The organism is Achromobacter sp. EG18, assembly GCF_059759395.1.
In genome coordinates, this window is sequence record NZ_CM186213.1 from 4742456 (window position 1) to 4768560 (window position 26105).

The window sequence follows — 26105 nt, forward strand, 5'->3', positions numbered from 1 at the left end:
AGGGGGAGCGGCCGCGTCAGGAGGCCAGGCTGGTCAGGGAAGGCAGGTCGTCGGGCGCCACGCGCAGCAGGGTGGCGAGCAGTTCGCGCCGCCAGGCGTCGTACAGCGCCACGTGGTTGCGCGTGTCCAGGCCGGTGGCGCGCAGGTTCAGTTGCCAGGAGTCCCGCAGGTAGGGGCCGAGCAGGCGCTGTACGTCCTCGTCGGCCTGGACCAGGCCCTGGGTCCATTCGTGGCGCTCGCTTTCGTCGGCGCCGGCCAGCTTGCGCAGCCACCATTGCGTGATGCGGATGCGGTGGGCTTCCTCGTCGGGCAGGATGCGGTTTTCGCCGAACTCGCGGTGGCCGAAGTCCAGCACCTTCGCGGTGCGGCGATTCACGAACAGCCGTGCCAGGATGTAGTGCTCGTAGTGGAACTGCCAGGCCAGGAAGTTCTGCCAGTTGCGCAGGGCGAAGCCGCCAACCAGGTCCCAGGCGTCGCGCACGCCCTGCTCGACCTCGGGCCTGGCATCGCGCTCCAGCAGCAGGCTGGCGCGCGCCAGCGAGAATTCGGCGTGGGCCGCGTCATCGCCCAGTTGGCGCGCCAGCGCGAACTGGAAATCGGTGTCGTCGCGGAACAGGCCGGCGATGGCATGTGCCGCCACCTGGGTGATGAACAGATCGTGCACGGTGTTCCAGATCGCGTATTCGCCGGCCGCCTGGCGCTCGGCGACGGCGGCCAGGTCGCGAGGCGGATCGAGGCGCGCGGCGGGAATGTGCGGCGCGACCGCAAGGCGGATGTCGTCGAACAGGCGCGTTTCCAGCGCGCCGTCGTAATCCAGGGCAATGGGCAGATCCAGTACGGGCATGAAGGCGGCGCGGGTAGTCACGGAAAAGCTCGACTCTAAGCAAGCGCCAAAGCGCGCCGCAAACACTCTTTCGTGATTTGGATATGCCGGCGCCGGGGCTGCTAACAGTAGGGACGAAGGGGGCGCGGCGCATATACCGATTCCAAATATCCGCATGAGAAATCCGTCCTTCCGCGCGGCGTGGCGGGCCGATAGGCTGCTTCTTTCCCAACTGTCCGCATCCTCCCATGCCGCAAGCCGCGAGTTTCTCCCTCCCGATCGATGACGACGAGGCTCCGCGCGTGGTGCCCGCCGCCCGCATCCGCAGCGACGGCGAGGCTATCGAAGCCGCGCAGGCGTTGGCGGCGGATTTCGCCCAGGGCGCGGCGCACCGCGACCAGACACGCAGCCTGCCGTGGCGCGAGATCGAGCGCTATTCGGCCAGTGGCTTGGGCGGCATCACCGTGCCGCGCGAGTACGGCGGCGCCCAGGTATCCCATGTGACACTGGCGGACGTGTTCCGCATCCTCAGCGCGGCCGACCCGTCGCTGGGCCAGATCCCGCAGAACCACTTCGGTTCGCTCAACCTGCTGCGGCAGGTCGGCACGCCGGCGCAGAAGCGGCGCTACTACGAGGGCGTGCTGGCCGGCCGCAGGCTGGGCAACGCCGGGCCCGAACGCCACACGCGTCATGCGCGCGATGTGCAGGCGCGGCTGGTGGCCGATGGCGACGGCTATCGCCTGTCCGGGCGCAAGTTCTATTCCACTGGCGCGCTGTATGCGCACTGGATCCCGACCAAGGCGCTGGATACCGAGGACCGGCTGGTGACGGTGCTGCTGGAACGCGGCGCCGCCGGCCTGACGGTGGTGGACGACTGGTCCAGCTTCGGCCAGCGCACCACCGCCAGCGGCACCGTGCTGCTGGACAACGTGCGGGTCGAGGCGGACAGTGTGTTGCCGGCCTGGAAACTGCAGGAGACTCCCGCCTTGCAGGGGCCGTTCGCGCAACTGATGCAGGCCGCCATCGACGCCGGCATCGCCGAAGCGGCCCTGAACGACACTGTGAAATTCCTGCGCGAGCGTGCCCGTCCCTGGGCCGAGGCCGGCGTCGAACGCGCCACGCAGGACCCCTATGTGATCGGCGACGTCGGCCGGCTGTTCATCGACCTGCACGCGGCGCAGGCGGTGCTGGCCGAGGCCGCGGCGCACCTGGATGAAGCCACGCCGCGCGCGCTCGGTGCCGACGACGTCGCCGCCGCCTCGATCGCGGTGGCGCGGGCCAAGGCGCTGACCACCGAGATCGCGCTGGCGGCCAGCGAAACGCTGTTCGAGCTGTCCGGCGCCCGCGCGTCGTTGGCGGAGTTCAACCTGGACCGCCATTGGCGCAACGCCCGCACGCATACCCTGCACGATCCGGTGCGCTGGAAGTACCACGCGGTCGGCGACTATCTGCTGAACGGCCGCCGTCCCAACCGTCATTCCTGGATCTGAGCGATGACCGACACAGCCATTTCCACCCTGGCGCCGCGACGCGCCGCCATCATCGGCAGCGACGGCGAGGCAATCGCGGTGGCGCGCGAGCTTGCCGCCGACTTCGCCCGCGAAGCCGCGCAGCGCGACCGCGAGCGCCGCCTGCCGCTGCCGGAGCTGGAGCGCTATTCGCAATCGGGTCTGTGGGGCATCACCGTGCCGCGCGAGCACGGCGGCGCCGGCGTGTCGCGCGTGACGCTGGCCGAAGTGACGGCCATCATCTCCGGCGCCGACGGCTCTCTCGGGCAGATCCCGCAGAACCATTACTACGCGCTGGAAGTGCTGCGGGTGAACGGCAACGCCGACCAGCAGCGCCGCTTCTACGCCCGCGCCCTGGCGGGCGAACGCTTTGGCAACGCGCTGGCCGAAATCGGCACGCGCACGGCGGCCGAACGCCGCACCCGCCTGTCGGCCGACGGCGGCGGCTGGCGCATCAACGGCAGCAAGTTCTATTGCACCGGCGCGCTCTATGCGCAATGGATTCCCACCGCGACCGTGGGCGAGGACGGCCTGCAGCGGCTGGCCTTCGTGCGCCGCGACAGCCCCGGCGTGGAGGTGATCGACGACTGGTCGGGGTTCGGCCAGCGCGTGACCGGCAGCGGCACCGTGCTGTTCCAGGACGTGGCCGTGCCGGCCGAGGACGTGATGGTGCTGGTCGACCCTTCCGCGCCGCCCAACACCATCAAGCCGCTGGCGCAGATCATCCACGCCGCCATCGACCTGGGCATCGGCCAGGCCGCGCTGGCGGACGCGCTGGATTTCGTGCGCAACCGCTCGCGGCCGTGGATCGACGCCGGGGTCGAGCGCGCCGCCGATGATCCCTTGACCATCAGCGAGTTCGGCCGCTTGTCGATCCGCCTGGACGCGGCCCGCGCGCTGGTGGCGCGCGCCGGCCGCATCCTCGACGCCGCCACCGCCGACCCGCAACCTCACCTGGTGGCCGCCGCCGCCATCGCCGTGGCCGAGGCCCGCGCCCTGACCACCGAATCGGCGCTGGCCGCCGGCACCAAGCTGTTCGAACTGGCCGGCACGCAAGCCACGCTCGATCAGCTGAACCTGGACCGCCACTGGCGCAATGCCCGCACCCACACGCTGCACGATCCGGTGCGCTGGAAGCGCCACGCGGTCGGCAACTACTACCTGAACGACGCCGTGCCCGGCCGCGTCGGCACCACCTGATTCCCTCGGAACGGCACGCCATGGCGAAAAAGCAGATCCTCCTGAACGCGTTCAACATGAACTGCGTCGGCCATATCAACCACGGCCTGTGGACCCACCCGCGCGATACCTCGACGCAGTACAAGACGCTGGACTACTGGACCGACCTGGCGCGCCTGCTGGAGCGGGGCCTGTTCGACGGCCTGTTCCTGGCCGATATCGTCGGCGTCTACGACGTGTACCAGGACTCGGCCGACCTGACGCTGCGTGAGTCGATCCAGCTGCCGGTCAACGACCCGCTGCTGACGGTGTCCGCCATGGCCGCCGTCACGCGCCACCTGGGCTTTGGCGTGACGGTGAACCTGACCTATGAGGCGCCGTACCTGCTGGCGCGCCGCTTCTCGACGCTGGACCACCTGACCGACGGCCGCATCGGCTGGAACATCGTCACCGGCTACCTGGAAAGCGCGGCGCGCGCCATGGGGTTGTCGGAACAGATCGCGCACGACGAACGCTACGACCGCGCCGACGAGTTCCTGGAGGTGGCCTACAAGCTGTGGGAAGGCAGTTGGGACGACGACGCGGTGCGCGCCGACCGGCGCACGCGTGTCTACGCGGACCCGGCCGCCGTGCGGCGCATCGATCACGAAGGCAAGTACTACAAGGTCCAGGGCTACCATCTTTCGGAGCCGTCGCGCCAGCGCACGCCAGTGCTGTACCAGGCGGGCTCCTCGGGCCGCGGCCAGGCCTTCGCGGCGCGCCACGCCGAATGCGTGTTCGTGTCGAGCCAGACCAAGGAAGGCCTGCGCAAACTGGTGGCGGGCGTGCGCGAATCGGTGGCGCGCGAGGGCCGCGACCCGCGCGACATCAAGTTCTTCATGGGCGTGACGGCGGTGGTGGGACGCACGGAGGCCGAGGCGCGCGAGAAGCACGCGGAGTACCTGCGCTACGCCAATCCCGAGGCCGGCCTGGCCCACTATGCCAGCTCCACCGGCATCGACTTCTCGCGCTACGCGGCGGACGAACCGATCCGCTACGTGAAGAACAACGCGATCGAGTCAGCGGTAAAGAACCTGACGGTGGCGCGCACCGACCGCACGGTGCGGGATCTGTTGGCCGACATGGCGCTGGGCGGACGCTATCCGGCGCTGGTGGGCAGCGCGTCGCAGGTGGCCGATGAGCTGGCGTCGTGGGTCGAAGAGACGGACATCGATGGCTTCAACCTGGCGAGGACGGTGACGCCGGAGTGCTATGCGGATTTCGTGGATCTGGTGGTGCCGGAGTTGCAGGAGCGAGGCGTGTACAAGACGGCTTATGCGGGGGGGACGTTGCGGGAGAAGTTGTTTGGGGCGGGGCGGGCGTTGCTGGCGGGGGGGCATGCTGCTGGGGAGTATCGGCGGGTGGTGGCTTAGGTTGTTTTTTTGTTGGCGGGTGAGTTTTTGCTTCGTAGGTCGCCCCTCGGGCGGGCGGACCCGATGGCGGGCGCCCACGATTGCGGTCCGGAGCGTTCGCTCCGGACTGCCCCATCCTCATCCTCGTCCTCGCCTTCGGCGACTCCTTCGGATTCCCTCGGGCGCATCGAGGTTGCCCGCCATCGGGTCCGCCCGACCGAGGGGCTGCGTGCGTCTAGGCTTGTCGCGCTGCTAGACCTGTGTGCAGGGAATGGAATCTGCGGGGCTGCCCATCGCGGCCGCGCGGGCGGCCACGATGGGCGTCTGTGCATTTGAAAGTGTTGCGGGTGCGCTGCGCGCTGGCGGTGGGCGGTTTTCTAATGGTTCCGCACGTCAGGGGAGGGGCGGTGGTGGTCGGCGCGGCATAAGGCATGTTGCGCGTGACGACCTCTCGCGCCGACCACAAACCGTTGTGATGCCAACGGGCTTTCACTAGCAAACGATTTGGTCTCTCCCACACGCGAGAGCGCCATCACCCCGACGCAAGACGCCGCGTAAGCCGCAAAAGGCCGCCCGCGCGGCCGGCTTGCGGCGGGCCCCGCAAGACCCTCCCTCCAGCCCCAATGTGCGCCAAAACGCCAAGCACACCGCCCGCCCCAAAGCCCGAGGCTAAGCCTCATCGCGAGCGCGTGGCGGGGTCGGTGGGGGATGGCGGGGCGTGTAGATGCGCCCGGCGGAAACCGTAGGGAGCCGAAGGCGTACGAGGTTGAGCCCGGGGCAGTCCGGAGCGAACGCTCCGGACCGCAATCGTAGCCCCGCCATCCCCCACCGACCCCGACACGCGCGCCTTAAGAACTCAAATCCCCCCGCTCCCCAAAAAACCAAAACCCCCAGCAATAACGTCATATTTCCAAAACGACAAAGCAACCCAAACCATCAACCCACAACACATATCCTCATACCCACTAAGTATTTTTCCCAAGGATTTCGCAATGACAGAATCCAGTCATCCCATTCGAATCCCGTCGGAAAAAACACGATGTCCTTCACCCGCCACCTGCTCACCGCCGCCACCCTCGCCCTGGCCCTGACCAGTACGGCCCACGCCGACGCGCAAGAGAAAAAGACCATCACCGTCGGCATCTCCGTCGGCACCACCGAAAAGATCTTCGACGTCGTCAAGCAGGTCGCCGCCCGTGAAGGCCTGGAGATCAAGCTGGTCAAGTTCAACGACTACCAACTTCCGAACGCCGCCCTCAACGCCGGCGACCTCGACGCCAATGCCTTCCAGCACAAGCCGTTCCTCGACAACCAGATCAAGGCGCGCGGTTTCGACATCGTTCCCGTCGGCCTGACCGTCACCGCGCCGCTGGGCTTCTACTCGCGCAAGATCAAGTCGCTCAACGACCTGCCCGAAGGCGCGTCGGTGGGCATCCAGAACGATCCGTCCAACGGCAACCGCGCCCTGCGCCTGCTGGCCGCCTACAAGCTCATCACCCTCAAGCCGGAGGCCGAGCAGAAGAACAACGCCACTCCGCTGGACGTGGTGTCCAACCCGCGCAAGCTCAAGCTGGTGGCGCTGGACGCCGCGCAGCTGCCGCGTTCGCTCGATGACCTGACGGCCGCCTCGATCAACAACGACTACGCCACCCAGGCCGGCCTGGTGCCGGCGCGCGATGCCATCGGCCGCGAGGCCGCCGACGGCCCTTATGCCAACGTGATCGCGGTGCGCACCAAGGACCGCGACCAGCCCTGGGTCAGGAAGCTGGTCGCCGCCTATCAATCGCCCGAAGTGCGCAGCTTCATCGAAAGCGAATTCAAGGGTTCGCTGATTCCCGCCTTCTGATCCGCGCAGGCGCCGCGCACGACTCTCCAACGCAACACCGGCATCCAACATGAGCATCCTTACCCTGGCGGGCAGCCCGTCGCAGCGTTCCCGTTCCTCCGCCTTGCTGCGCCATGCCGCGCACCTGTTGCGCGCGCGCGGGCTGGCCATCGCCGAACTGGGACTGCGCGACCTGCCCGCCGAAGACCTGATCGAAGGTCATTACGCCGGTCCGGCCGCGAACGCCCTGCGGGCCCGCGTGGCGGCGGTCGACGCGGTGCTGATCTCGACGCCGGTCTACAAGGCGTCGTTTTCCGGAGGCCTGAAGGCGGTGCTGGACCTGCTGGATGAAAAGGCGCTGGCGGGCAAGGTGGTGCTGCCCATCGCCACCGGCGGCAGCCCGGCCCATCTGCTGGCGCTGGAGTACGGGCTCAAGCCGGTGCTGTCGGCGCTGGGCGCGCGCCACATCCTGGCCGGCGTCTACGCCACGGACAAGCAGGTGCGCGTCGATGATGACGGCGCCAGCCATATCGATGACGACGTGCGCACGCGGCTGGAGGACTCGGTGGAGCGCCTGGCCGAGCAGCTGCGGCCGCGCGGGGTGGTCGTCAATGAAGCCTTCGATCTCGGCCGGCTCGCGCTCGCGGGCGGCTTCAGCGTCTGAACCAAAAAGGAGTTTCCATGCGCAGCATGATCTGGATATCGCGTCTTTCCGTCTTCCGCTGGCTGGCGGCGCTGCTGTGCGCGGCGTTGCTGTGGCCCGCCGCGCAGGCGCAGGATGCCAAGACGCTGCGCATCGGCTTCCAGAAGTACGGCACGCTGACCATCGTGCGCGCCCTGGGCGACCTGGACAAGCGCCTGGCGGCGCAGGGCATCACGGTGAAGTGGACCGAGTTTCCCGCCGGCCCGCAGCTGCTGGAAGGACTGAACGTTGGCTCGATCGACTTCGGCACGGTGGGCGAAGCGCCGCCGGTGTTCGCGCAGGCCGCCGGCGCTGCGTTGGTGTACGTCGGCAACGAACCGCCGTCGCCCACCAGCGAGGCGATCCTGGTGCCCAAGGATTCGCCGATCAAGCGCGTGGCCGACCTGAAGGGCAAGAAGGTCGCGCTGAACAAGGGCTCCAACGTGCACTACCTGCTGGTCAAGCAGCTCGAGCGCGCCGGCGTGCCCTATGCCGACGTGAACGTTGCCTACCTGACACCGGCCGACGCCCGCGCCGCCTTCGAGCGCGGATCGGTCGACGCCTGGGTGATCTGGGATCCGTTCCAGGCCGCGGCCGAGAAGCAATTGGGCGCGCGCGTGCTGGCCGATGGCACCGGCGTGGTCAAGAACTACCAGTTCTTCCTGGCCGCGCGGCCGTACCAGCAAGCGCATCCCGAAGTGATCCAGACCGTGCTGGAAGAGATCCGCAAGGGCGACCTGTGGGCGCGCGATCATCGCGCCGAGGCCGTGGCGCTGCTGCAGCCGGTGCTGGGACTGGACAAGGCGGTGGTCGAACTGGCGGCCGAGCGGCTGGCCTACGGCGTGCAGCCGATCACCCGGGAAGTGCTGCTGGAACAGCAGCAGGTGGCCGATGCGTTCCACGCGCTCAAGCTGATTCCCAAACCCCTCAACGTGTTCGACGCCGCGCCGTCGGGCCTGAAATAGACAAGGGCAGGCATTCCATGGACGTCTTCTGGTTCATTCCCACCCACGGCGACTCGCGCTATCTCGGCACCAGCCGCGGCGCGCGCGCCGCGGGCTATGACTACTTCCGCCAGGTGGCGGTGGCCGCCGACACGCTGGGCTACGACGGCGTGCTGCTGCCCACCGGGCGCTCCTGCGAGGATGCGTGGGTGGTGGCCTCCAGCCTGATCGGCGCCACGCGCCGGCTCAAGTTCCTGGTGGCGATCCGCCCCGGCGTCAGCTCGCCGCAATTCTCGGCGCGCATGGCCGCCACTTTCGACCGCCTGTCCGAAGGGCGGCTGCTGGTCAACGTGGTGACCGGCGGCGACCCCGGCGAGCTGGAGGGCGATGGCGTCTTCGTCAGCCACGACGAACGCTACGCCATCACCGCCGATTACCTGCGCATCTGGCGCGGCATCCTGGCAAACAGCCACGAGGCCGAGGGCTACAGCTTCGAGGGCGAGCAACTGGTGTCCAAGGGCGGCAAGGTGATCTACCCGCCGGTGCAGAAGCCGTATCCGCCGCTGTATTTCGGCGGTTCGTCGGAGGCCGCGCACGAACTGGCCGCCGAACAGCTCGACGTGTACCTGACCTGGGGCGAACCGCCCGAGGCCGTGGCGAAAAAGATCGCCGACATCAAGGCGCGCGCCGCGCGGCATGGCCGCACGGTGCGCTTCGGCATCCGCCTGCATGTCATCGTGCGCGAGACCGAGGCGGCCGCCTGGGCCGCCGCCGATGCCCTCATCAGCCACCTGAGCGAGGACGCCGTGCGCGCCGCGCAGACGGCGTTCTCGAAAATGGATTCCGAAGGCCAGCGCCGCATGGCGGCGCTGCACGGCGGCAAGCTCAACGACGAGCATGGCGGCCGCAAGCACCTGGAGATCTCGCCCAACCTGTGGGCCGGCGTGGGCCTGGTGCGCGGCGGCGCGGGCACCGCCCTGGTGGGCGACCCCGAGACCGTGGCCGCGCGCATCCAGGAATATGCCGACCTGGGCATTGAGACCTTCATCTTCTCCGGCTATCCGCACCTGGAAGAGTCGTACCGCTTTGCCGAGCTGGTGTTTCCGCTGCTGCCCGGCAAGGGCGGCAGGCAGGTCGGCAACACGGTGCTCACGGGGCCGTTCGGCGAAGTCATGGCCACCGAACTGGTGCCCAAGGAAGCGGCCAGCTGATGGATGCCGTCCGCAAGCCCGGCTGGCGCGCGGCGCTGGCGCCCTGGCTGGTCCCGGCCCTGATCCTGGGCCTGTGGCAACTGGCCGCGCAGGCCGGCTGGCTGTCGTCGCGCATCCTGCCGGCGCCGTCGGCGGTGGCGGCGGCAGCCTGGTCGCTGGCGGTGTCGGGCGAGCTTTGGCAGCACGTGCGCATCAGCGCCCTGCGGGCCTTGTGGGGCCTGCTGCTGGGCGGCGGGCTGGGCCTGGCGCTGGGCTTGCTGAACGGTTCCTCGCGCACCGCCGAGACCCTGCTGGACACCACCTTGCAGATGATCCGCAACATCCCGGTGCTGGCGCTGATCCCGCTGGTCATCCTGTGGTTCGGCATCGAAGAGACCGCCAAGCTGGCGCTGCTGTCGCTGGGCGTGTTCTTCCCCGTGTATCTCAACACCTTCCATGGCATCCGCTCGGTCGATCCCGCGTTGATCGAGATGGGGCGTTCCTATGGCCTGTCCGGCTGGCCGCTGTATCGCGACGTCATCCTGCCGGGCGCGCTGCCTTCGATCCTGGTGGGCCTGCGTTTCGCGCTGGGGTTGGTGTGGGTGATCCTGATCGTGACCGAGACGATATCGGCGCAATCCGGCATCGGCTACATGACCATGAACGCGCGTGAGTTCCTGCAGACCGACGTGGTGCTGCTGGGCATCCTGCTGTATGCGCTGCTGGGCAAGGCCGCCGACACCCTGGCGCGGGCGCTGGAGCATCGCCTGCTGCGCTGGAACCCGGCCTACCGGCCGGCCTGAACGCCATCCTCGCGACGAGACGCCATGGCCAAGATCCATCCCCATCCCGATACCGACCGTGCACCCGCCACCGGCGCCGCGCCGGCGCGCGCGGCTGATACCGCCAGCGCTGTCCAGGCCCTGGCCGAGCAACTGGCGGCGACCGCCGTCGAACGCGACCGCCAGGGCGGCCACGCCGCCGCCGAACGCGAACGGATCCGCGCCAGCGGCCTGCTGCGCCTGTCGGTGCCGACGCAGTACGGCGGCGCCGGCGCAAGCTGGTCGACTGTTCTGGCGGCGGTGCGCACGCTGGCCGAGGCCGACAGCGCGCTGGCGCACGTGTTCGGCTTCCATCATCTGCAAGTGGCGGGCGTGCTGCTCTATGGCACGCCTGAACAGCACGCGTATTTCCTGACGCCCACGGTCGAACGCAATCTGTTCTGGGGCAATGCGCTCAATCCGCTCGACCGCCGGGTGGTGGCGCGCGCCGAGCTGGACGGCTACCGCATCGACGGCGTCAAGAACTTCAGCTCCGGCTCGGTCGGATCCGACCTGCTGACCTTCTCCGCCTGGCACAAGCCTTCGGGCACGGCGCTGATCGCCGCGCTGCCCACGCGCGCCGATGGCATCACCGTCAATCCCGACTGGGACGCCTTCGGCCAGCGCCAGACCGACAGCGGCACGGTGCGCTTCGATCACGTGTGGCTGGAGCCGGTGCAGGTGCTGCAGGCGCCTGGCGTCGCGCCCACGCCGCGCGCCACGCTGCGCTCTCAGGTGGCGCAGCTGATCATGACCAACCTGTACCTGGGCATCGCCCGCGGCGCCTTCCAGGAAGCGCGCCGCTATGTGCGCGAGGACGCCCGGCCCTGGTTCGCGTCGGGCGTGCAGCGCCATGCCGACGATCCCTACGTGCAGGAGCGCTTCGGCGAGTTCTGGCTGCGGGTGCAGGCGGCGCAGGCGCTGGCCGACCTGGCGGGCCAGCGGCTCGACGCGGCGCTGGCGCGCGGCCCGTCGTTGACCGCCGACGAACGTGGCGAGGTGGCGGTGGCCGGGGCCCAGGCCAAGGTGCTGGCGCACCGCGCCGCGCTGGAGGTGGGCAACGGCCTGTTCGACGTCACCGGTGCCTCGTCCACCGCGGCGCGCTACGGCTACGACCGCTACTGGCGCAACGCGCGCGTGCACACGCTGCACGACCCCGTGGCCTACAAGATCCGCGACCTGGGCCGCTACGCGCTGCTGGACCAGATTCCCGAACCCACCGCGTATTCCTGATGCGCATGACCTTCACCTAGATTCGCCGATGACCGATCTTTCTTCCCTTCCCGACCTGGCCTCGCTGCCGCAGCCGCTGATCCGGCTGGACGCGGTGAGCAAGTCGTTCGCCACGCGCGCCGGCCGCTTCGACGCGGTGCGCAACGTGTCGCTGTCGATCCGCGCCGGCGACACCTTCGGCATCATCGGCAAGAGCGGCGCGGGAAAATCGACCCTGCTGCGCCTGATCAACCTGCTCGAACGTCCCGACGAAGGCACGGTGCGGGTCGGCGGCACCGAGCTGACCGCGCTCGGCAAGCCCGCGCTGCGCGCCGCGCGCCAGAACATCGGCATGATCTTCCAGCAGTTCAACCTGCTGCAGAACGAGACCGTGTTCGAGAACGTGGCCTTCCCGCTGCGCGTGCATGGCGGCCGCGGCCGCGAGCAGATCGCGGCGCGGGTGCGTGAATGCCTGGAGATCGTCGGCCTGACCGACAAGACCGCCAGCCATCCGGCGCAGTTGTCCGGCGGCCAGAAGCAGCGCGTGGCGATCGCGCGCGCCCTGGCCAGCGAGCCCGCGGTGCTGCTGTGCGACGAGCCGACCTCGGCGCTCGACCCCGAAACCACGCGCTCGGTGCTGAGCGTGCTGCGCGACATCAACAAACGCCTGGGCGTGACCATCGTCATCGTCACGCACGAATTGGCGGTGGTGCGGGCGCTGTGCCGCCACGTGGCGGTGATGGAGAACGGCCAGGTGCTGGAGCAGGCCGAGATTTCCGGCGCCGGCGTGCACCTGACCTCCGCGCTCGGCCGCGAGCTGATCCGCGAAGCCACCCATCCCTATGAAGAGGTCGCCTGATGCTGGATACCTTTGTGCAATTGCTGCCCGAACTGGGCGTGGCGGTCGGCCAGACCTTCCTGATGCTGGGCATCGCGCTGGCCGCGTCGATCCTGCTGGGCGGGCCGCTCGGCGTGCTGGTGTTCCTGACCGGTCCGGGCCAGTCGCTGGACCGTCCGCTGGCGCACCGGTTGCTGAGCTGGACGGTCAATACCGTGCGCTCATTCCCCTTCATCATCCTGCTGGTGGCGCTGGTGCCGTTCACCCGCGTCATCGCCGGCACCTCGATCGGCCCGGTGGCGGCGGCGGTGCCGCTGTCGTTCGCGGCCATCCCGTATTTCGCGCGGCTGGTCGAGCAGTGCCTGCGCGAAGTGCCGCGCGGCGTCATCGAGGCCGCGCACGCCGCCGGCGCATCCGAACTGCAGATCGTGCGCCGGGTGCTGCTGGTGGAGGCGCGGTCCGGGCTGGTGCTGGCCCTGACCGTGCTGGCGGTGAGCTTCCTGTCGTATTCCGCGGTGGCCGGCGTGGTGGGCGGCGGCGGCATCGGCGACCTGGCCATCCGCTATGGCTATTACCGCTTCCAGACCGACGTGATGGTGCTGACCGTGGCGCTGCTCGTGGTGCTGGTGCAGATCATCCAGTTCGCCGGCAATACCGTCGCGCGACGCATCGACAAACGCTGATCCCGAGAGGAATCCCATGTCCGTCAAACGCAATCTCCTGAGCCTGGCGCTGGCCGCCACTCTCCTGTCGCTGTCCGGCGCCGCGCTGGCGGCCGATCCGGCCAAGAAGGAAATCGTCTTCGGCGCCACCGCCGGCCCCTACAGCGACCAGATCAAGCTCGGCATCAAGCCGATCCTGGAAAAACAGGGCTACACCGTGCGCATCGTCGAATTCAACGACTACGTGCAGCCGAACTTCGCCCTGGCGCAAGGCGCGCTGGACGCCAACGCGTTCCAGCACATCGTGTACCTGCAGAACTTCGCCGCCAAGAACAAGCTCGAACTGTCGGAACTGGTCAAGGTGCCGACCGCGCCGATCGCCATCTACAGCCGCAAGTACAAGAGCGTGGACGCCGCGCCCGAGGGCGTGAGCGTGGCGGTGCCCAACGATCCGACCAACCAGGCGCGCGCGCTGGTGGTGCTGCAGGAGCTGGGCTGGATCAAGCTGCGCGAAGGCTACGACCCGTTGCGGGTATCGGAGAAGGACGTGGCTGTGAACGTGAAGAAGATCAAGCTGATCCCGCTGGAGGCCGCGCAGTTGCCGCGTTCGCTGGAAGACACCGACTACTCGTTCGTGAACGGCAATTTCGCGCTGGCCTCGGGCCTGAAGCTGACCGAGGCGCTGGCGCTGGAAAAGACCACGCCCACCTACCAGAACCTGGTGGCGGTGCGCACGGCCGACCTGGACAAGCCTTTCGTCAAGGACATCGCCGCCGCCTACGCCTCGCCCGAGTTCCTGGCGGTGACCGAGAAATCGTTCGCCGGCTTCGTCAAGACCGACTATCAGCAGAAGCTGGCGGCGTCCCGCTGAGGACGCGGCGCCCGGAGGCCACGCCATGTTCATCAACCCCAACGAGTTCGAGTTGTTGCAGCACCTGGACGTTCCCGGGCGCGCCGATCGCGAACCGGCCGCCGACGAGGCGGTGCCGGCCCGGGCGGCGCTGCGCGTGACCCTGCGCCAGCTGTCCAAGCGCTATGGCGAGCGCCTGGTGCTCAAGGGGCTGGACCTGGACATCGCGCCCGGCGAGTTCGTGGCGGTGGTGGGGCAGAGCGGCTGTGGCAAGAGCACCCTGCTGCGCCTGCTGGCCGGGCTGGAGACACCCAGCGCGGCGCAGGGCGGCGTGCCGGCGCGTTCGCCGGTGCTGTTCGACAATTTTCCGCAATGGTCGGCCGACAGCCGGGTCCGGATGATGTTCCAGGACGCGCGCCTGCTGCCGTGGAAAAGCGTGGCGCAGAACGTGGCGCTGGGCCTGCCCGGGCAGGCGCGGGCCCAGGCGGCCGAGGTGTTGCGCCAGGTCGGCCTGGGCGACCGCGGCGGCGACTGGCCGGCGCAACTGTCCGGCGGCCAGCGCCAGCGCGTGGCGCTGGCCCGGGCGCTGGTGCACCGGCCGGGCCTGCTGTTGCTGGACGAGCCGCTGGGCGCGCTGGACGCGCTGACCCGCATTGGCATGCAGCAGCTGATCGAGGACATCTGGCGCCGCGACGGCTTCACCGCGGTGCTGGTGACGCACGACGTCAGCGAGGCTGTCGCCCTGGCCGACCGCATCCTGGTGATCGACGAGGGCCGCGTGGTGCTGGATGAGCGTGTCGAACTGGCGCGGCCGCGCGCGCGCGGCTCGGCGGCCTTCGCCGCGCTGGAGGCGCGGGTGCTGCGGGTGGTGATGAAGCAGGAGGCGCCAGCGGCGGCGGACAGGCCCCTGGCGCCGGTCATACAGATACGGCACCTGCGGCTCGCGGTCTAGGCCGCGGCCGCCGGTGCGGTTTTCCCGGCAAGCGCCATCCCGGCGCGAGCGGGATCCAACGGAAATCCTTTCTTTTTTCAGGAGCAGGACCATGAGCATTCAATCCATCAACGCCCGCAACCAGTTCCGCGGCAAGATCAAGGAAATCATCCTGGGCCCGGTGGTCTCGGAAGTCGACGTGGACACGCCCGCCGGCATCGTCACGTCGGTCATCACCACCCGCTCGGTCAAGGAGCTGGACCTGCAGGTGGGCACCGAGGTGCTGGCCTTCGTCAAGGCCACCGAGGTCTCGGTCGCCAAGCTCTAGGCGTCCGTCGCCCGAAACCGGCGCTTGTCCGGCGCCGGTTTCGGTATATATTGTCTGCGCGGTATCCGGCGGTTCACTCCAGGTTTGTGGCTTTTGCGTTGCGATCACGGAGAACGGGAAATGCGTCGACTGCAAGCGTGGTTCCTCGGCTGCCTGTGCCTCGGGTTGGCGATCTGCCTGCCCGCCGCGGCGCAGACCAAGCTGGACAAGGGGCAGCTGGACCAGCTGCTGGCGCCGGTGGCGCTCTACCCCGACTCCCTTCTGTCACAGGTCCTCATGGGGGCCACCTATCCCGACGACATTGCCGCCGCGGCGCAATGGTCGGCCGCGCATGCCGGCCAGTCGGGCGACGCCGCCGTCAAGGCCGTCGAGAGCGAATCCTGGGATCCCAGCGTCAAGTCCCTGGTGGCCTTTCCATCGGTCATGGACATGATGGGGCGCCAGCCCGCGTGGGTGAAATCGGTGGGCGACGCCTTCCTGGCGCAGCCCGATGCCGTCATGGACTCGGTGCAGCGGCTGCGGGCGCAGGCCAAGCAGGCCGGCAACCTCAAGAGCACGCCACAGCAGAAGGTCACCTCGACCGACGCTGGCGGCAAGACCGTGGTGGTGATCGAGCCGGCCGATCCGCAGGTGGTCTACGTGCCCAGCTACAACCCCGCCGTGGTCTACGGCGCCTGGCCCTATCCCGCCTATCCCCCCGCCTATTACCCGCCGCCGCCGGGCTCGGTGTTCGCCACCTCGCTGGTGGCCGGCATCGGCTTCGGCCTGGGCGTGGCCGCGGTCGATTCCATGTGGGGTGGCTTCAACTGGGGCCACAACGACGTGGACGTCAACGTCAACCGCTACAACAACATCAACGTCAACCAGCGCATCAACGCCGCCAACATCAACGGCAACCACGTCGCCTGGCAGCACAACCCGGCCAACCGCGGCAACGCGCCCTATGCCGATGCGGCCAGCCGGCAGAAGTTCGACGGCCAGCGCCAGGCCGGGTTGCAGAACCGGGCGCAAGGGCGGACCCCGCCCGCGCCGGGCTCGCGCGACGCGGCCCGCGAGCGCGCCGCGCAATCCTTCCAAGGCCGCACCGGCCAGTCCATCGAAGGACACACCGGACCGCGCGGCGGCAACCTGGGGCAGGGCGGCGCGGGCACGCGGGCCCAGGGGCCGGGCCACCTTTCGGCGCAGGACCGGCAGGCGGCGGCGCAGCGGCAGCACGCCGACGCGGCCGCCGCGCGCGACCGCGCCCGCGCCAACAACGGCGGCAGCGCCCTGCGCGACGCCGGCAATGGCGAGCGCATGCGGCAACAGGTGCAACGCGGCGGCGAGTCCCGGGTCGCGCCACGCGGCGGCGGAGGCTGGCATGGCGGAGGCGGCGGCCATATCGGCGGCGGTGGCGGACATTTCGGCGGACGGAGGTAGTCACCATGATCAGCGGAGTCTCGATGATGAATGCGCTCGTCCGTGCCCCCGACCGGTGGTCGCGCCGGGCCGCCAGCGTCGCTTGGCTGGCGTTGGCGCTGCTGGCCACGCCCGCCGCGGCGCAAAGCGTCTATCCCACGCCCCAGGCCGCGGCCGATGCCTTCGGCGAGGCGCTGGCCACCAGCGACCCCGTGGCCCTGGCCAAGGTGCTGGGCCCGGACCATCGCCAGATCGTGCCGGGCGGGGTCGGGCAGGACGATGTCTATCGTTTCCTGGCGGCCTGGTCCCGCAAGCACGAGGTGCTGGCCGACGGCGAACGTCGCGCCTGGCTGAGCGTGGGCGATTCCGGCTGGACCATGCCGGTGCCGATCGTGCGCGTGTCGCAGGGCTGGCGGTTCGACCCGGCCGCCGGCAAGGCGGAGATCGCGCGCCGCGCCATCGGACGCAACGAGCTCAACACCATCGACACCCTGCGCGAACTGCACGCGGCCCAGATCCGCTACCGCGACGGGGTGGGCCAGGGCCGCTACGCCGACCGGCTGGTGAGCCGCCCCGGCGCGCTGGACGGACTGTACTGGCCCGAACTGCCCGGTTACCCGGCGCAGGCCTATGGTCCGGACGCGCTGGCAATGGGGCCGGAGGTGCCGGTGGCGGATGCCTATTACGGCTACCGTTACAAGGTGCTGCCGGCGCGCGGCGGCGACGGCTACTGGATCCTGGCCTGGCCGGCCCGCTACGGCCATACCGGCATCGGCAGCTTTGTCATCGACGCGCGTGGCGAGCTGCGCGAGGCTGACCTGGGGCCGGCCACGGCACGCCGCGCGGCCACGCTCCAGGGCACCGATGTGTCGTTCGGAACCTGGAACGACATCACACCGCAACCCATTGGCACCAAATGATTTTTTACGATTGTTGCAGGTGTGGCGGCGCGAGCGTTGTAGCCGTGCCGCAACCTGGCTGTCGCATGGCCCGGACGGTCGGATTTACGGTTTTTTGACAGGCGGCTATGCCAAAATGGCGAGCGCTGGGATCGGTGCCCGATCCCCTTTTGTCGGACCTGGAAATTGAATCCCTTGCATTTTGTCCGCTGCGCCCTCCTGGGCGCAGGGATGGCGCTCAGCGCCGCCGCGGCGTCGGCCCCGATCTTCGTCCTGAACTCCCTGGACGCCAACGTCAGCATCGTCGATCCCGCCACGTACACGGAACTGCGGCGCGTCCCCACGGGCAAGGAACCGCACCACCTGTACCTCACGCCTGACAAGAAGTCGCTGATGGTGGCCAACGCCACGGGCGACTCGATCACGCTGATGGATCCCAAGACCGGCGAGGTGCAGCGCACCCTGACCGGCATCGTCGATCCCTACCAGTTGCAGTTCTCGCCGGACATGAAGTGGTTCGTCACGGCCGCCAACCGCCTGGACCACATCGACATCTACGCCTGGAAGCCGCTGGAAAAGGGCTTTGACCTGACGCTGGTCAAGCGCATCCCGGCCGGCAAGACGCCCAGCCACATCATGATCGACGCCAAGAGCACCACGGCGTACGTCACGCTGCAGGACAGCGACCAGCTCATCGCCATCGACCTGGCCACGCAGACGCCCAAGTGGACCGTCTCGGTCGGCAAGACCCCGGCCGACGTGTTCCTCACGCCCGACCAGAAAACGCTGCTGGTGGCGCTGACCGGCGATTCCTACGTCGAGGCCTATGACGTCAGCAAGGGCCCGGCCAAGCTGATCTCGCGCATCAAGACCGCCGCCGGCGCGCACGCCTTCCGCGCCCAGGGCGACCAGCGCCACCTGTTCGTCAGCAACCGCACCGCCAACTCCATCAGCCGCATCGACCTGCAGACGCTGGCCGTGGTCGACACCTTCCCGGTGCCGGGCGGCCCCGACTGCATGGACGTGCTGGCCGACGGCAAGACGCTGCTGGTCACCTCGCGCTGGGCCCGCAAGCTCACCGTGGTGGACCTGGAGCAGAAGAAAGTCGTCAAGCAGGTGACGGTCGGCAAGTCGCCGCACGGCGTCTGGACGCTGAACCATGCGTCGACCCGCTAAACGGCAACTGGCCGCCGCCATCTGCCTGGCGCTGGCGGCGCAGGCCGCCGGCGCGGCCCCGGCGACCTGTGACAAGCCGGTCTACCTGACCTTCGACACCGGCCACATGGGCGTGGCGCCGCTGATCGCCGACGTGCTGGCGCGCCACCACGTCAAGGTCACGTTCTTCCTGGCCAACGAGCGCACCCTGACCGACGGCAGCAGCCTGGACGACCAGTGGGCGCCGTGGTGGAAGGCGCGCGCCGCCGAGGGCCACGTGTTCGGCTCGCACACCTACGACCACGTCTATTGGCAGGGCGACCTGCCGGACGGCAAGTTCCGCGTCAAGCCCAGCGCCGGCCCCGACACGGGCAAGCGCCAGACCTGGACCGCCGAGCAGTACTGCGCCGAGATCAAGCGTTCCGCCACCCGCTTCACGCAGATGACCGGCAAGCCGATGCTGCCGCTGTACCGCGCGCCGGGCGGCAAGACCTCGCCGGCCCTGCTGCGCGCGGCCAAGGCCTGCGGCTTCGAGCACGTGGGCTGGGCGCCGGCCGGCTTCCTGGGCGACGAACTGCCCAGCGACAAGTACCCCAACGCCAAGCTGCTGGACCAGGCGCTGCGCACCATCAAGCCCGGCGACATCCTGCTGGCGCACCTGGGCATCTGGTCGCGCCAGGACCCCTGGGCCCCCGCCGTGCTGGAGCCGCTGATTGAAGGCCTGCAGCGCAAGGGCTATTGTTTTGCTACCTTGGATACGCATCCCGCCTACCGCGACTGGATCGCCACGCATCACTGATCATGGATACGCTTAGTCAATGGTTCGGGAACTGCCAGCAATGGCTGTTCGAAACCCTGGTGCAGCCGGCGCTGTTCCACCTGGGCCTGAGCAATTTCATCGAGGACGGCTACGACGCCACCATGTGGCTGCTGGTCGGCCTGTTGCAGGTGGCCGTGCTGCTGCTGGTGTTCGGCCCGCTGCAGCGCCTGCGCCCGGTCGAGCCGGTCACCGACCGCCGCCAGATCGGCATCGACGTGCTCTACACGCTGATCCACCGCCTGGGCGTGTTCCGCCTGGCGCTGTTCTTCACCATCGATCCGTTCTGGGACAGCGTCTTCGGGCAGCTGCACATCTGGGGCTTCGCGCCGTTCCAGCTCGACCAGTACTGGCCCGGCGTCACCGACCAGGCCTGGGTCAGCCTGATCATCTACCTGCTGCTGTTCGACCTGGTGGACTACCTGTACCACCGCGCCCAACACCGCTTTGCCTGGCTCTGGGCGCTGCACGCGGTGCACCACAGCCAGCGCCAGATGACCATGTGGAGCGACGACCGCAACCACCTGCTGGACGACATGCTGCGTGACGTCGTGGTGGTGTTCGTGTCGCAGCTGGTGGGCGTGCCGCCCGCGCAGTTCGTGGCGATCGTGGCCATCACGCAGCTGGCGCAGAGCTTCTCGCACGCCAACCTGCGCATGCACTTCGGCGCCATCGGCGAACGCCTGCTGGTCAGCCCGCGTTTCCACCGCCATCACCATTCCATCGCCTATGACGCCTCGACGCCGGGCCCGGCCGGCGGCTACAACTTCGCCGCGCTGTTCCCGGTCTGGGACGTGCTGTTCCGCTCGGCCCGCTTCGGCGTCGGCTATGGCCCCACCGGCATCCATGACCAGCAGCCGGAACTGGGCGGCCGCGACTACGGCCAGGGCTTCTGGTCGCAACAGTGGCTGGGCCTCAAGCGCATGGTCGGCCGCGACCGCGAGCCGGCCGTGACGGCGCCGCCATCGCGCCCGCCGGGCGCGGCCGAAGGCGCGTGACGCGCAGCGTTGCGCCGTCGCCAAAAAGAACCGGGCCTCAAGGCCCGGTTTTCATGTCCGGTCACCTGTGACCTGGACGTCGCTCGTCGCAAGAATAGCCGCCCGCCCGCCGGGCCGCCCCAAGGGCGGGCAGCCCCCTCGGGGGGCAGCTAGCGCGCGAAGCGCGCGCGGCGTGGGGGCTCTCACCCTTCATGGGTGGTCTCGCGCTTGATTTCGTCGTGGCGACGTTCCATTTCCTGGCGCAGCTCGCGGCGCAGGCGGGCGGCCTCGAAGCGCTGCGTTTCCTCGAGGTTGCGCGGCGCCAGCGGCGGCACGGCGGTGGGCGCGCCGTTGTCATCCACCGCCACCATCGTGAAATAACAGCTGTTGGTGTGGCGCACCAGCTTCCTGCGGATGTCCTCGGTGACCACCTTGATGCCGATTTCCATCGAGGTGCGGCCGGTGTAGTTCACCGCCGCCAGGAAGGTCACCAGCTCGCCGACGTGGATCGGTTCGCGGAACACGACCTGGTCGACCGACAGGGTCACGACGTACTGGCCGGCGTAGCGGCTGGCACAGGCGTAGGCGACCTGGTCCAGGTACTTGAGGATGGTTCCGCCGTGCACATTGCCTGAAAAGTTCGCCATATCGGGCGTCATCAGGATGGTCATCGACAGTTGGTGGCTAAAGGCTTCGTCCATGGCGGGCGTTCTACTCGGCGACAAAACGCCTATGGTAGTGGCGAAACCCTGTCATGGCGCCGTCGCCGGCGTCTTTGTCAGGGTTTCTTCGCGGGGCCTGGGGCGGTGGCCGGAGCGCCGGAAGGCGCCTTGGCGGGGGGCGCTGCGGCGGGCGTCGTCGCGGCCTGCGCCCGCGGTTCCGGCTCGGGCACGGGTTCCGGCTCGGGCTGCGGGTCGTCGCGCACCGCGGGCGGCGGCGTCCACAGCCCGTCCAGCAAGGCCGGGCCCGGGGCGTAGACGCGCAGCAGCACGTACACAGGCCCGCCGGCCGCCACCGGCAGCCAGTTGGCCTGGGCGCCGGGCTCGGGGGCGGTGTGGCTGATCAGCAGGTCGAGCGAGCCGTCGGCGTTGTATTGCAGCGGATCGCGCTCGCCCAGCGTGTAGCGCTCGATCGGGTTGGCCACCGGCAGGCCCTGCGCGTCGTAGGCGGCCAGCGACCACAGCGCGCCGGCCGGCGGCAACTGGCCGCCGTCGAAATGCAGCGTATAGCGGTGGGCGCCATCCAGCGGCCGGCCCTGGCTGTCGGCGGCCAGCAGCAGCGCCGACAGGTCCTCGGGCAGTCCCGCGCCCGGCTGGGCCTGGGCCGACAGCGCGCGCCTCAGGTAGGCGTTGCCGTAGACGCCGACGCTGGCCGTCTCCCGCTGCCAGCCATTGACGCTGCTCAGGCTGACGCCGGCGGCGGCCTGCATGCGTTCGCGCGCTTCGCGCAGGCCGCGCCGCAGGCCCTGCTTGACCGGATGGTCGAGCTTGTCGAAGTCGAACGGGCGGCCGGGGATCAGCCCGACCCGGCGCAGCTTGGCCAGCACCGGTTGGTCGGTGGCGTGAGGCGGGTTGCGGCGCAGCAGCTCGGCGGCGTAGGTGAAGAAGGCGTCCGTCGGCATCGACTCGACCTGTTCGCGCACCGGCGTCTTCAGGTCCAGCGAGGGGTCGGCCTTGACCCGTTGCGACTGCGCCGGCAGGTTCCACTGCGCCAGCGGCGTCAGGGTGAAGCCGTCCTGCAGGGCGTGCACCGTCGGATAGTCGGCCGGACCGACGGCCTGGATCAGGGAGCGGGCCCAGACGTACGCCGTGGGGGCGTCGATGCGCGGCATGCCCGAGGGCAGGGTGCCGGTCCAGCCCGGCGGCACGATCGCGGTATTGCCGCGGGCGGTGCCGGTGCTGCGCGTGCCGATCGTGGCGAAGGCCTCGTTCCACAGGTCCAGCAGGGTCAGCGTATACAGGCGTCCCTGGCTGTCCGGCACCGACAGCACCACCGGGCCGGCGCTCAGGTCGAGCCAGGCGCTGCTGCGCAGCATGTCGGGATTGGCCCAGGGCGTGGCCGACCCGGGGCGGGGCAGGGCGCGGGTGTGCAGGAAGGCATTGACGGGCGCGCCCCGCTCGCTTTGCGACGGATGCGTGAACTGGCGCCGGGTCAGGTCCAGCGTGAGCAGCGGGTAGAAGTACAGATAGCCTTCCATTGCCGCTTCGCGGGCGGACTCAGTGGCGGCCGCCGCCGGGGTCAGCGCCGGCGCGGCGATGGCCGGCGCCGGCGCCATGCCGGGCGCGGCCAGCGACAGGGACAGGGCCAGGGGGGCAAAACGGCGCATCGGCGCTCCAACAGGCATGCGGGACGGGCGGAAAAGCGGGTCGGAACCCGCCGCCGGCAATGGTAGCAGCCTCGCGATGATCCAAAATCCACGAAAAAGCCCGATCCTGGCCGTAAATCGTTCTCATTGCCGGGTTTCGCGTTCGGGGGACGCAAGGCATGGCAACTCGCCCGCGCTGCGCCTATACTTGCTTGCAAATCCTTGGAATTCGTAGGGCTTTTCCCCGGACCGGCCCGCGCTTTCCCCTTATTCACCCGGAGAGGAGTGCTTCATGGTCAACATGAACCGCCGCCAGTTCTTCAAGGTGACCGGTACCACGCTGGCTGGCTCGAGCCTGGCATTGCTGGGGGCAGCCCCCGGCACGGCCATGGCCGAAGTGCGCCAGTACAAGCTTGCGCGCATGACGGAAACGCGCAACACCTGTCCCTACTGTTCGGTCGCCTGTGGTCTGCTGATGTATGGCCTGGGCGATGGCGCCAAGAATGCCCGCGCCAGCATCATGCACATCGAGGGCGACCCCGACCATCCGGTCAACCGCGGCACGCTCTGTCCCAAGGGCGCGGCCCTGATCGACTTCATCCACAGTCCCAACCGCCTGAAGTACCCGGAATACCGGGCGCCCGGTTCGGACAAGTGGGAACGTATTTCCTGGGACGACGCGCTCACGCGCATCACCAAGCTCATGAAGGCCGACCGTGACGCCAACTTCGTCGAAAAGACCGAAGACGGCAAGACGGTCAACCGGTGGCTGACCACCGGCATGCTGGCCGCCTCGGCAAGCAGCAACGAGGTGGGCTACATCACGCACAAGACCGTGCGTAGCATGGGGATGCTGGCGTTCGACAACCAAGCCCGTGTCTGACATGGCCCGACGGTGGCAGGTCTTGCCCCGACGTTTGGCCGTGGAGCGATGACGAACCATTGGGTCGACATCAAGAACGCGGACGTAGTACTGATCATGGGCGGCAATGCCGCCGAGGCCCACCCGTGCGGGTTCAAATGGGTCACGGAAGCGAAAGCCCATAACAAGGCGAAGCTGATCGTCGTGGATCCGCGCTTCACGCGCTCGGCATCCGTGGCGGACTTCTACGCGCCCATACGCACCGGCACCGACATCATCTTCCTGGGTGGCGTCATCAAGTACCTGTTGGATCACGACAAGATCCAGCACGAGTACGTGCGCAACTACACCGACTTTTCCTACATCGTGCGCGAGGACTTCGCGTTCGACGCGGGCCTGTACTCCGGCTACAACGCCGACAAGCGGACCTACGACAAGGCCAGTTGGGACTACGAGCGCGGCGATGACGGCTACGTCAAGACCGACCCGACGCTGGAGCATCCGCGTTCGGTCTACCAGCTGCTCAAGAAGCACTACTCGCGCTATACCGAAGAGATGGTCGAACGCGTCTGCGGCACGCCGCGCGACAAGTTCCTGAAGGTCTGCGAGATGCTGGCGTCCACCGCCACCACCGACCGGGCCGCCACCATCCTGTACGCGCTGGGCTGGACGCAGCACTCGATCGGTTCGCAGATCATCCGCACCGGCGCCATGGTGCAGCTGCTGCTGGGCAACATCGGCATCGCCGGCGGCGGCATGAACGCGCTGCGCGGGCACTCGAACATCCAGGGCCTGACCGACCTGGGCCTGATGTCGAACCTGCTGCCCGGCTACATGACGCTGCCCAACGAGCCCGAGCAGGACTACGGCAAGTACATCGCCACGCGCGCGCTCAAGCCGCTGCGGCCCAACCAGCTCAGCTACTGGCAGAACTACGGCAAGTTCCACGTGAGCCTGATGAAGGCCTGGTGGGGCAAGGCCGCGACCGCCGAGAACAACTGGGCGTTCGACTACCTGCCCAAGCTGGACAAGCTCTACGACATGCTGCAGGTCTACGAGCTGATGAACCAGGGCAAGATGAACGGCTACCTGGCGCAGGGCTTCAACCCGCTGGCGGCCGCGCCCAACAAGGCCAAGCTGAACGCGGGCTTCGCCAAGCTCAAGTTCCTGGTCATCATGGACCCGCTGGTCACCGAGACCTCGGAATTCTGGCGCAACGCCGGCGAGGCCAATGACGTCGATCCCAAGCAGATCCAGACCGAGGTGTTCCGCCTGCCCACCACCTGCTTTGCCGAGGAAGATGGCGCGCTGGTGAACTCCGGGCGCTGGCTGCAATGGCACTGGAAGGGCGCCGAGCCTCCGGGCGAGGCCAAGAGCGACATCGAGATCATGTCGCTGATCTTCACGCGCCTGCGCAAGATGTACCAGGAAGAGGGCGGCAAGTACCCCGACCCCATCGTCAACCTGTCCTGGCCGTATTCCAACCCGCAGAGTCCGACCGCGGAAGAACTGGCCAAGGAATACTCGGGCAAGGCGCTGGTGGACCTGGTCGACCCCAAGGACCCGACCAAGGTCATGCGCAAGGGCGGCGAGCAGTTGGCCGGCTTTGCCGAACTGCGCGACGACGGTTCCACCGCCAGTGGCTGCTGGATCTTCGCCGGTGCCTGGGGGCCCGGCGGCAACCTGATGGCGCGCCGCGACAACAGCGACCCGACCGGCATCGGCCAGACCCTGAACTGGGCCTGGGCGTGGCCGGCCAACCGCCGCATCCTGTACAACCGCGCCTCCTGTGACGTCGCGGGCAAGCCCTTCAACCCGCGCCGCAGCCTGATCTCGTGGAACGGCAAGGCCTGGGTCGGCGCCGACATCCCCGACTTCAAGGGCGATGAAAACCCCGACGGCGGCATGGGCCCGTTCATCATGAACCCCGAGGGCGTGGCGCGCTTCTTCGCGCGCGCCGGCATGGCCGAAGGGCCGTTCCCGGAACACTACGAGCCGTTCGAGACGCCGCTGGGCTACAACCCGCTGTATCCGAAGGCCAAGGGCGTCACCAGCAACCCGGCGGCGCGCGTGTTCAAGGACGACCTGGCGGCGATGGGCACGGTGGACAAGTTCCCCTACGTGGCCACCACCTACCGCCTGACCGAGCACTTCCACTACTGGACCAAGAACGTCCGCATCAACGCGATCCTGCAACCCGAGCAGTTCGTCGAGATCAGCGAAGTCATGGCCAAGGAACTGGGCATCGCCAACGGTTCGCGCGTGAAGGTGTCGTCCAACCGCGGCTACATCAAGGCGGTGGCGCTGGTCACCAAGCGCCTGCGGCCGCTGACCATCGAGGGCAAGACCGTCTATCACGTCGGCATCCCGATCCACTGGGGCTTCGTCGGCATTGCCAAACCGGGCTTCCTGACCAACACCCTGACCCCGTTCGTGGGCGACGGCAATTCGCAGACACCGGAATTCAAGTCGTTCCTGGTGCAGGTCGAGAAGATCTAGGAGAGCGCT

At 68.6% G+C, this 26105-nt stretch carries 23 protein-coding genes; 20 read left to right on the forward strand and 3 right to left on the reverse strand.

What is annotated here, in order from left to right:
* Nucleotides 1-16: 16 nt before the first annotated feature.
* Nucleotides 17-865, reverse strand: a complete 849-nt coding sequence (locus tag AC6CR5_RS21820; RefSeq protein ID WP_498084949.1) for a hypothetical protein — start codon at nucleotides 863-865, stop codon at nucleotides 17-19.
* A 206-nt stretch (nucleotides 866-1071) separates the two neighbouring features.
* On the opposite strand from AC6CR5_RS21820, the gene AC6CR5_RS21825 reads away from it, so the two are divergent.
* The 19 genes from AC6CR5_RS21825 to AC6CR5_RS21915 all read left to right on the forward strand — a co-directional run bounded on the left by AC6CR5_RS21825 (nucleotide 1072) and on the right by AC6CR5_RS21915 (nucleotide 20451).
* Complete coding sequence (locus AC6CR5_RS21825; RefSeq protein WP_054445997.1) at nucleotides 1072-2313, forward strand: SfnB family sulfur acquisition oxidoreductase; 1242 nt, start codon at nucleotides 1072-1074, stop codon at nucleotides 2311-2313.
* Nucleotides 2314-2316: 3 nt separating this feature from the next.
* The gene (locus AC6CR5_RS21830) at nucleotides 2317-3531 is read left to right on the forward strand and encodes an SfnB family sulfur acquisition oxidoreductase (protein ID WP_498084950.1); all 1215 of its coding nucleotides are present in this window, start codon (nucleotides 2317-2319) and stop codon (nucleotides 3529-3531) included.
* Nucleotides 3532-3551: 20 nt separating this feature from the next.
* Complete coding sequence (locus AC6CR5_RS21835; protein WP_200220743.1) at nucleotides 3552-4922, forward strand: LLM class flavin-dependent oxidoreductase; 1371 nt, start codon at nucleotides 3552-3554, stop codon at nucleotides 4920-4922.
* Nucleotides 4923-5940: 1018 nt separating this feature from the next.
* Nucleotides 5941-6747 carry a MetQ/NlpA family ABC transporter substrate-binding protein gene (locus tag AC6CR5_RS21840; RefSeq protein WP_006387303.1) on the forward strand — a complete coding sequence of 269 codons (807 nt, stop codon included), beginning with the start codon at nucleotides 5941-5943 and terminating at the stop codon, nucleotides 6745-6747.
* Between the two features lie 49 nt (nucleotides 6748-6796).
* The gene (gene ssuE / locus AC6CR5_RS21845) at nucleotides 6797-7390 is read left to right on the forward strand and encodes an NADPH-dependent FMN reductase (RefSeq protein WP_006387304.1); all 594 of its coding nucleotides are present in this window, start codon (nucleotides 6797-6799) and stop codon (nucleotides 7388-7390) included.
* Nucleotides 7391-7407: 17 nt separating this feature from the next.
* On the forward strand, nucleotides 7408-8373 hold the full coding sequence (locus AC6CR5_RS21850; protein WP_006387305.1) for a sulfonate ABC transporter substrate-binding protein: 966 nt from the start codon (nucleotides 7408-7410) through the stop codon (nucleotides 8371-8373).
* A gap of 17 nt (nucleotides 8374-8390) precedes the next feature.
* Nucleotides 8391-9563, forward strand: coding sequence for an FMNH2-dependent alkanesulfonate monooxygenase (gene ssuD, locus AC6CR5_RS21855; RefSeq protein WP_024067506.1), 1173 nt, complete (start codon nucleotides 8391-8393; stop codon nucleotides 9561-9563).
* Nucleotides 9563-10345, forward strand: a complete 783-nt coding sequence (gene ssuC, locus AC6CR5_RS21860; RefSeq protein WP_049054204.1) for an aliphatic sulfonate ABC transporter permease SsuC — start codon at nucleotides 9563-9565, stop codon at nucleotides 10343-10345. Before ssuD ends, ssuC begins: the two co-directional genes overlap by 1 nt.
* Before the next feature lie 24 nt (nucleotides 10346-10369).
* On the forward strand, nucleotides 10370-11596 hold the full coding sequence (locus tag AC6CR5_RS21865) for an acyl-CoA dehydrogenase family protein (RefSeq protein ID WP_024067508.1): 1227 nt from the start codon (nucleotides 10370-10372) through the stop codon (nucleotides 11594-11596).
* 28 nt (nucleotides 11597-11624) lie between these two features.
* The gene (locus AC6CR5_RS21870; RefSeq protein ID WP_006387309.1) at nucleotides 11625-12434 is read left to right on the forward strand and encodes a methionine ABC transporter ATP-binding protein; all 810 of its coding nucleotides are present in this window, start codon (nucleotides 11625-11627) and stop codon (nucleotides 12432-12434) included.
* A complete protein-coding gene (locus AC6CR5_RS21875; protein ID WP_006387310.1) occupies nucleotides 12434-13096 on the forward strand; it encodes a methionine ABC transporter permease in 663 nt (220 codons plus the stop codon). Before AC6CR5_RS21870 ends, AC6CR5_RS21875 begins: the two co-directional genes overlap by 1 nt.
* Before the next feature lie 16 nt (nucleotides 13097-13112).
* On the forward strand, nucleotides 13113-13946 hold the full coding sequence (locus AC6CR5_RS21880; RefSeq protein ID WP_047993091.1) for a MetQ/NlpA family ABC transporter substrate-binding protein: 834 nt from the start codon (nucleotides 13113-13115) through the stop codon (nucleotides 13944-13946).
* A gap of 25 nt (nucleotides 13947-13971) precedes the next feature.
* On the forward strand, nucleotides 13972-14877 hold the full coding sequence (locus tag AC6CR5_RS21885; RefSeq protein ID WP_053074833.1) for an ATP-binding cassette domain-containing protein: 906 nt from the start codon (nucleotides 13972-13974) through the stop codon (nucleotides 14875-14877).
* A 91-nt stretch (nucleotides 14878-14968) separates the two neighbouring features.
* The gene (locus AC6CR5_RS21890; protein ID WP_006227327.1) at nucleotides 14969-15184 is read left to right on the forward strand and encodes a TOBE domain-containing protein; all 216 of its coding nucleotides are present in this window, start codon (nucleotides 14969-14971) and stop codon (nucleotides 15182-15184) included.
* Nucleotides 15185-15304: 120 nt separating this feature from the next.
* Nucleotides 15305-16603 (forward strand): DUF3300 domain-containing protein, encoded by a 1299-nt coding sequence (locus AC6CR5_RS21895; RefSeq protein WP_498084951.1) that lies wholly within the window; start codon nucleotides 15305-15307, stop codon nucleotides 16601-16603.
* Between the two features lie 23 nt (nucleotides 16604-16626).
* Nucleotides 16627-17502 (forward strand): DUF2950 family protein, encoded by an 876-nt coding sequence (locus AC6CR5_RS21900; protein ID WP_498085755.1) that lies wholly within the window; start codon nucleotides 16627-16629, stop codon nucleotides 17500-17502.
* Nucleotides 17503-17712: 210 nt separating this feature from the next.
* Nucleotides 17713-18657, forward strand: coding sequence for a YVTN family beta-propeller repeat protein (locus AC6CR5_RS21905; protein WP_047993088.1), 945 nt, complete (start codon nucleotides 17713-17715; stop codon nucleotides 18655-18657).
* Nucleotides 18641-19435: a polysaccharide deacetylase family protein gene (locus AC6CR5_RS21910; protein ID WP_020925491.1), complete on the forward strand. Its 795-nt coding sequence runs from the start codon at nucleotides 18641-18643 to the stop codon at nucleotides 19433-19435. The genes AC6CR5_RS21905 and AC6CR5_RS21910 overlap by 17 nt, the downstream gene beginning before the upstream one ends.
* A 2-nt stretch (nucleotides 19436-19437) precedes the next feature.
* Nucleotides 19438-20451 carry a sterol desaturase family protein gene (locus tag AC6CR5_RS21915; protein WP_006387318.1) on the forward strand — a complete coding sequence of 338 codons (1014 nt, stop codon included), beginning with the start codon at nucleotides 19438-19440 and terminating at the stop codon, nucleotides 20449-20451.
* 182 nt (nucleotides 20452-20633) lie between these two features.
* Here the strand turns inward: AC6CR5_RS21915 and AC6CR5_RS21920 are convergent, their stop codons facing one another.
* Both AC6CR5_RS21920 and AC6CR5_RS21925 read right to left on the reverse strand, forming a co-directional pair.
* Nucleotides 20634-21131: an acyl-CoA thioesterase gene (locus AC6CR5_RS21920; RefSeq protein WP_006387319.1), complete on the reverse strand. Its 498-nt coding sequence runs from the start codon at nucleotides 21129-21131 to the stop codon at nucleotides 20634-20636.
* 77 nt (nucleotides 21132-21208) lie between these two features.
* On the reverse strand, nucleotides 21209-22756 hold the full coding sequence (locus AC6CR5_RS21925) for a DUF1254 domain-containing protein (protein WP_498084952.1): 1548 nt from the start codon (nucleotides 22754-22756) through the stop codon (nucleotides 21209-21211).
* A gap of 271 nt (nucleotides 22757-23027) precedes the next feature.
* Here AC6CR5_RS21925 and fdnG point away from each other — a divergent pair, with 271 nt between their 5' ends.
* Nucleotides 23028-26096, forward strand: a complete 3069-nt coding sequence (gene fdnG / locus AC6CR5_RS21930; RefSeq protein WP_498084953.1) for a formate dehydrogenase-N subunit alpha — start codon at nucleotides 23028-23030, stop codon at nucleotides 26094-26096.
* The last annotated feature ends 9 nt before the right edge of the window (nucleotides 26097-26105 follow it).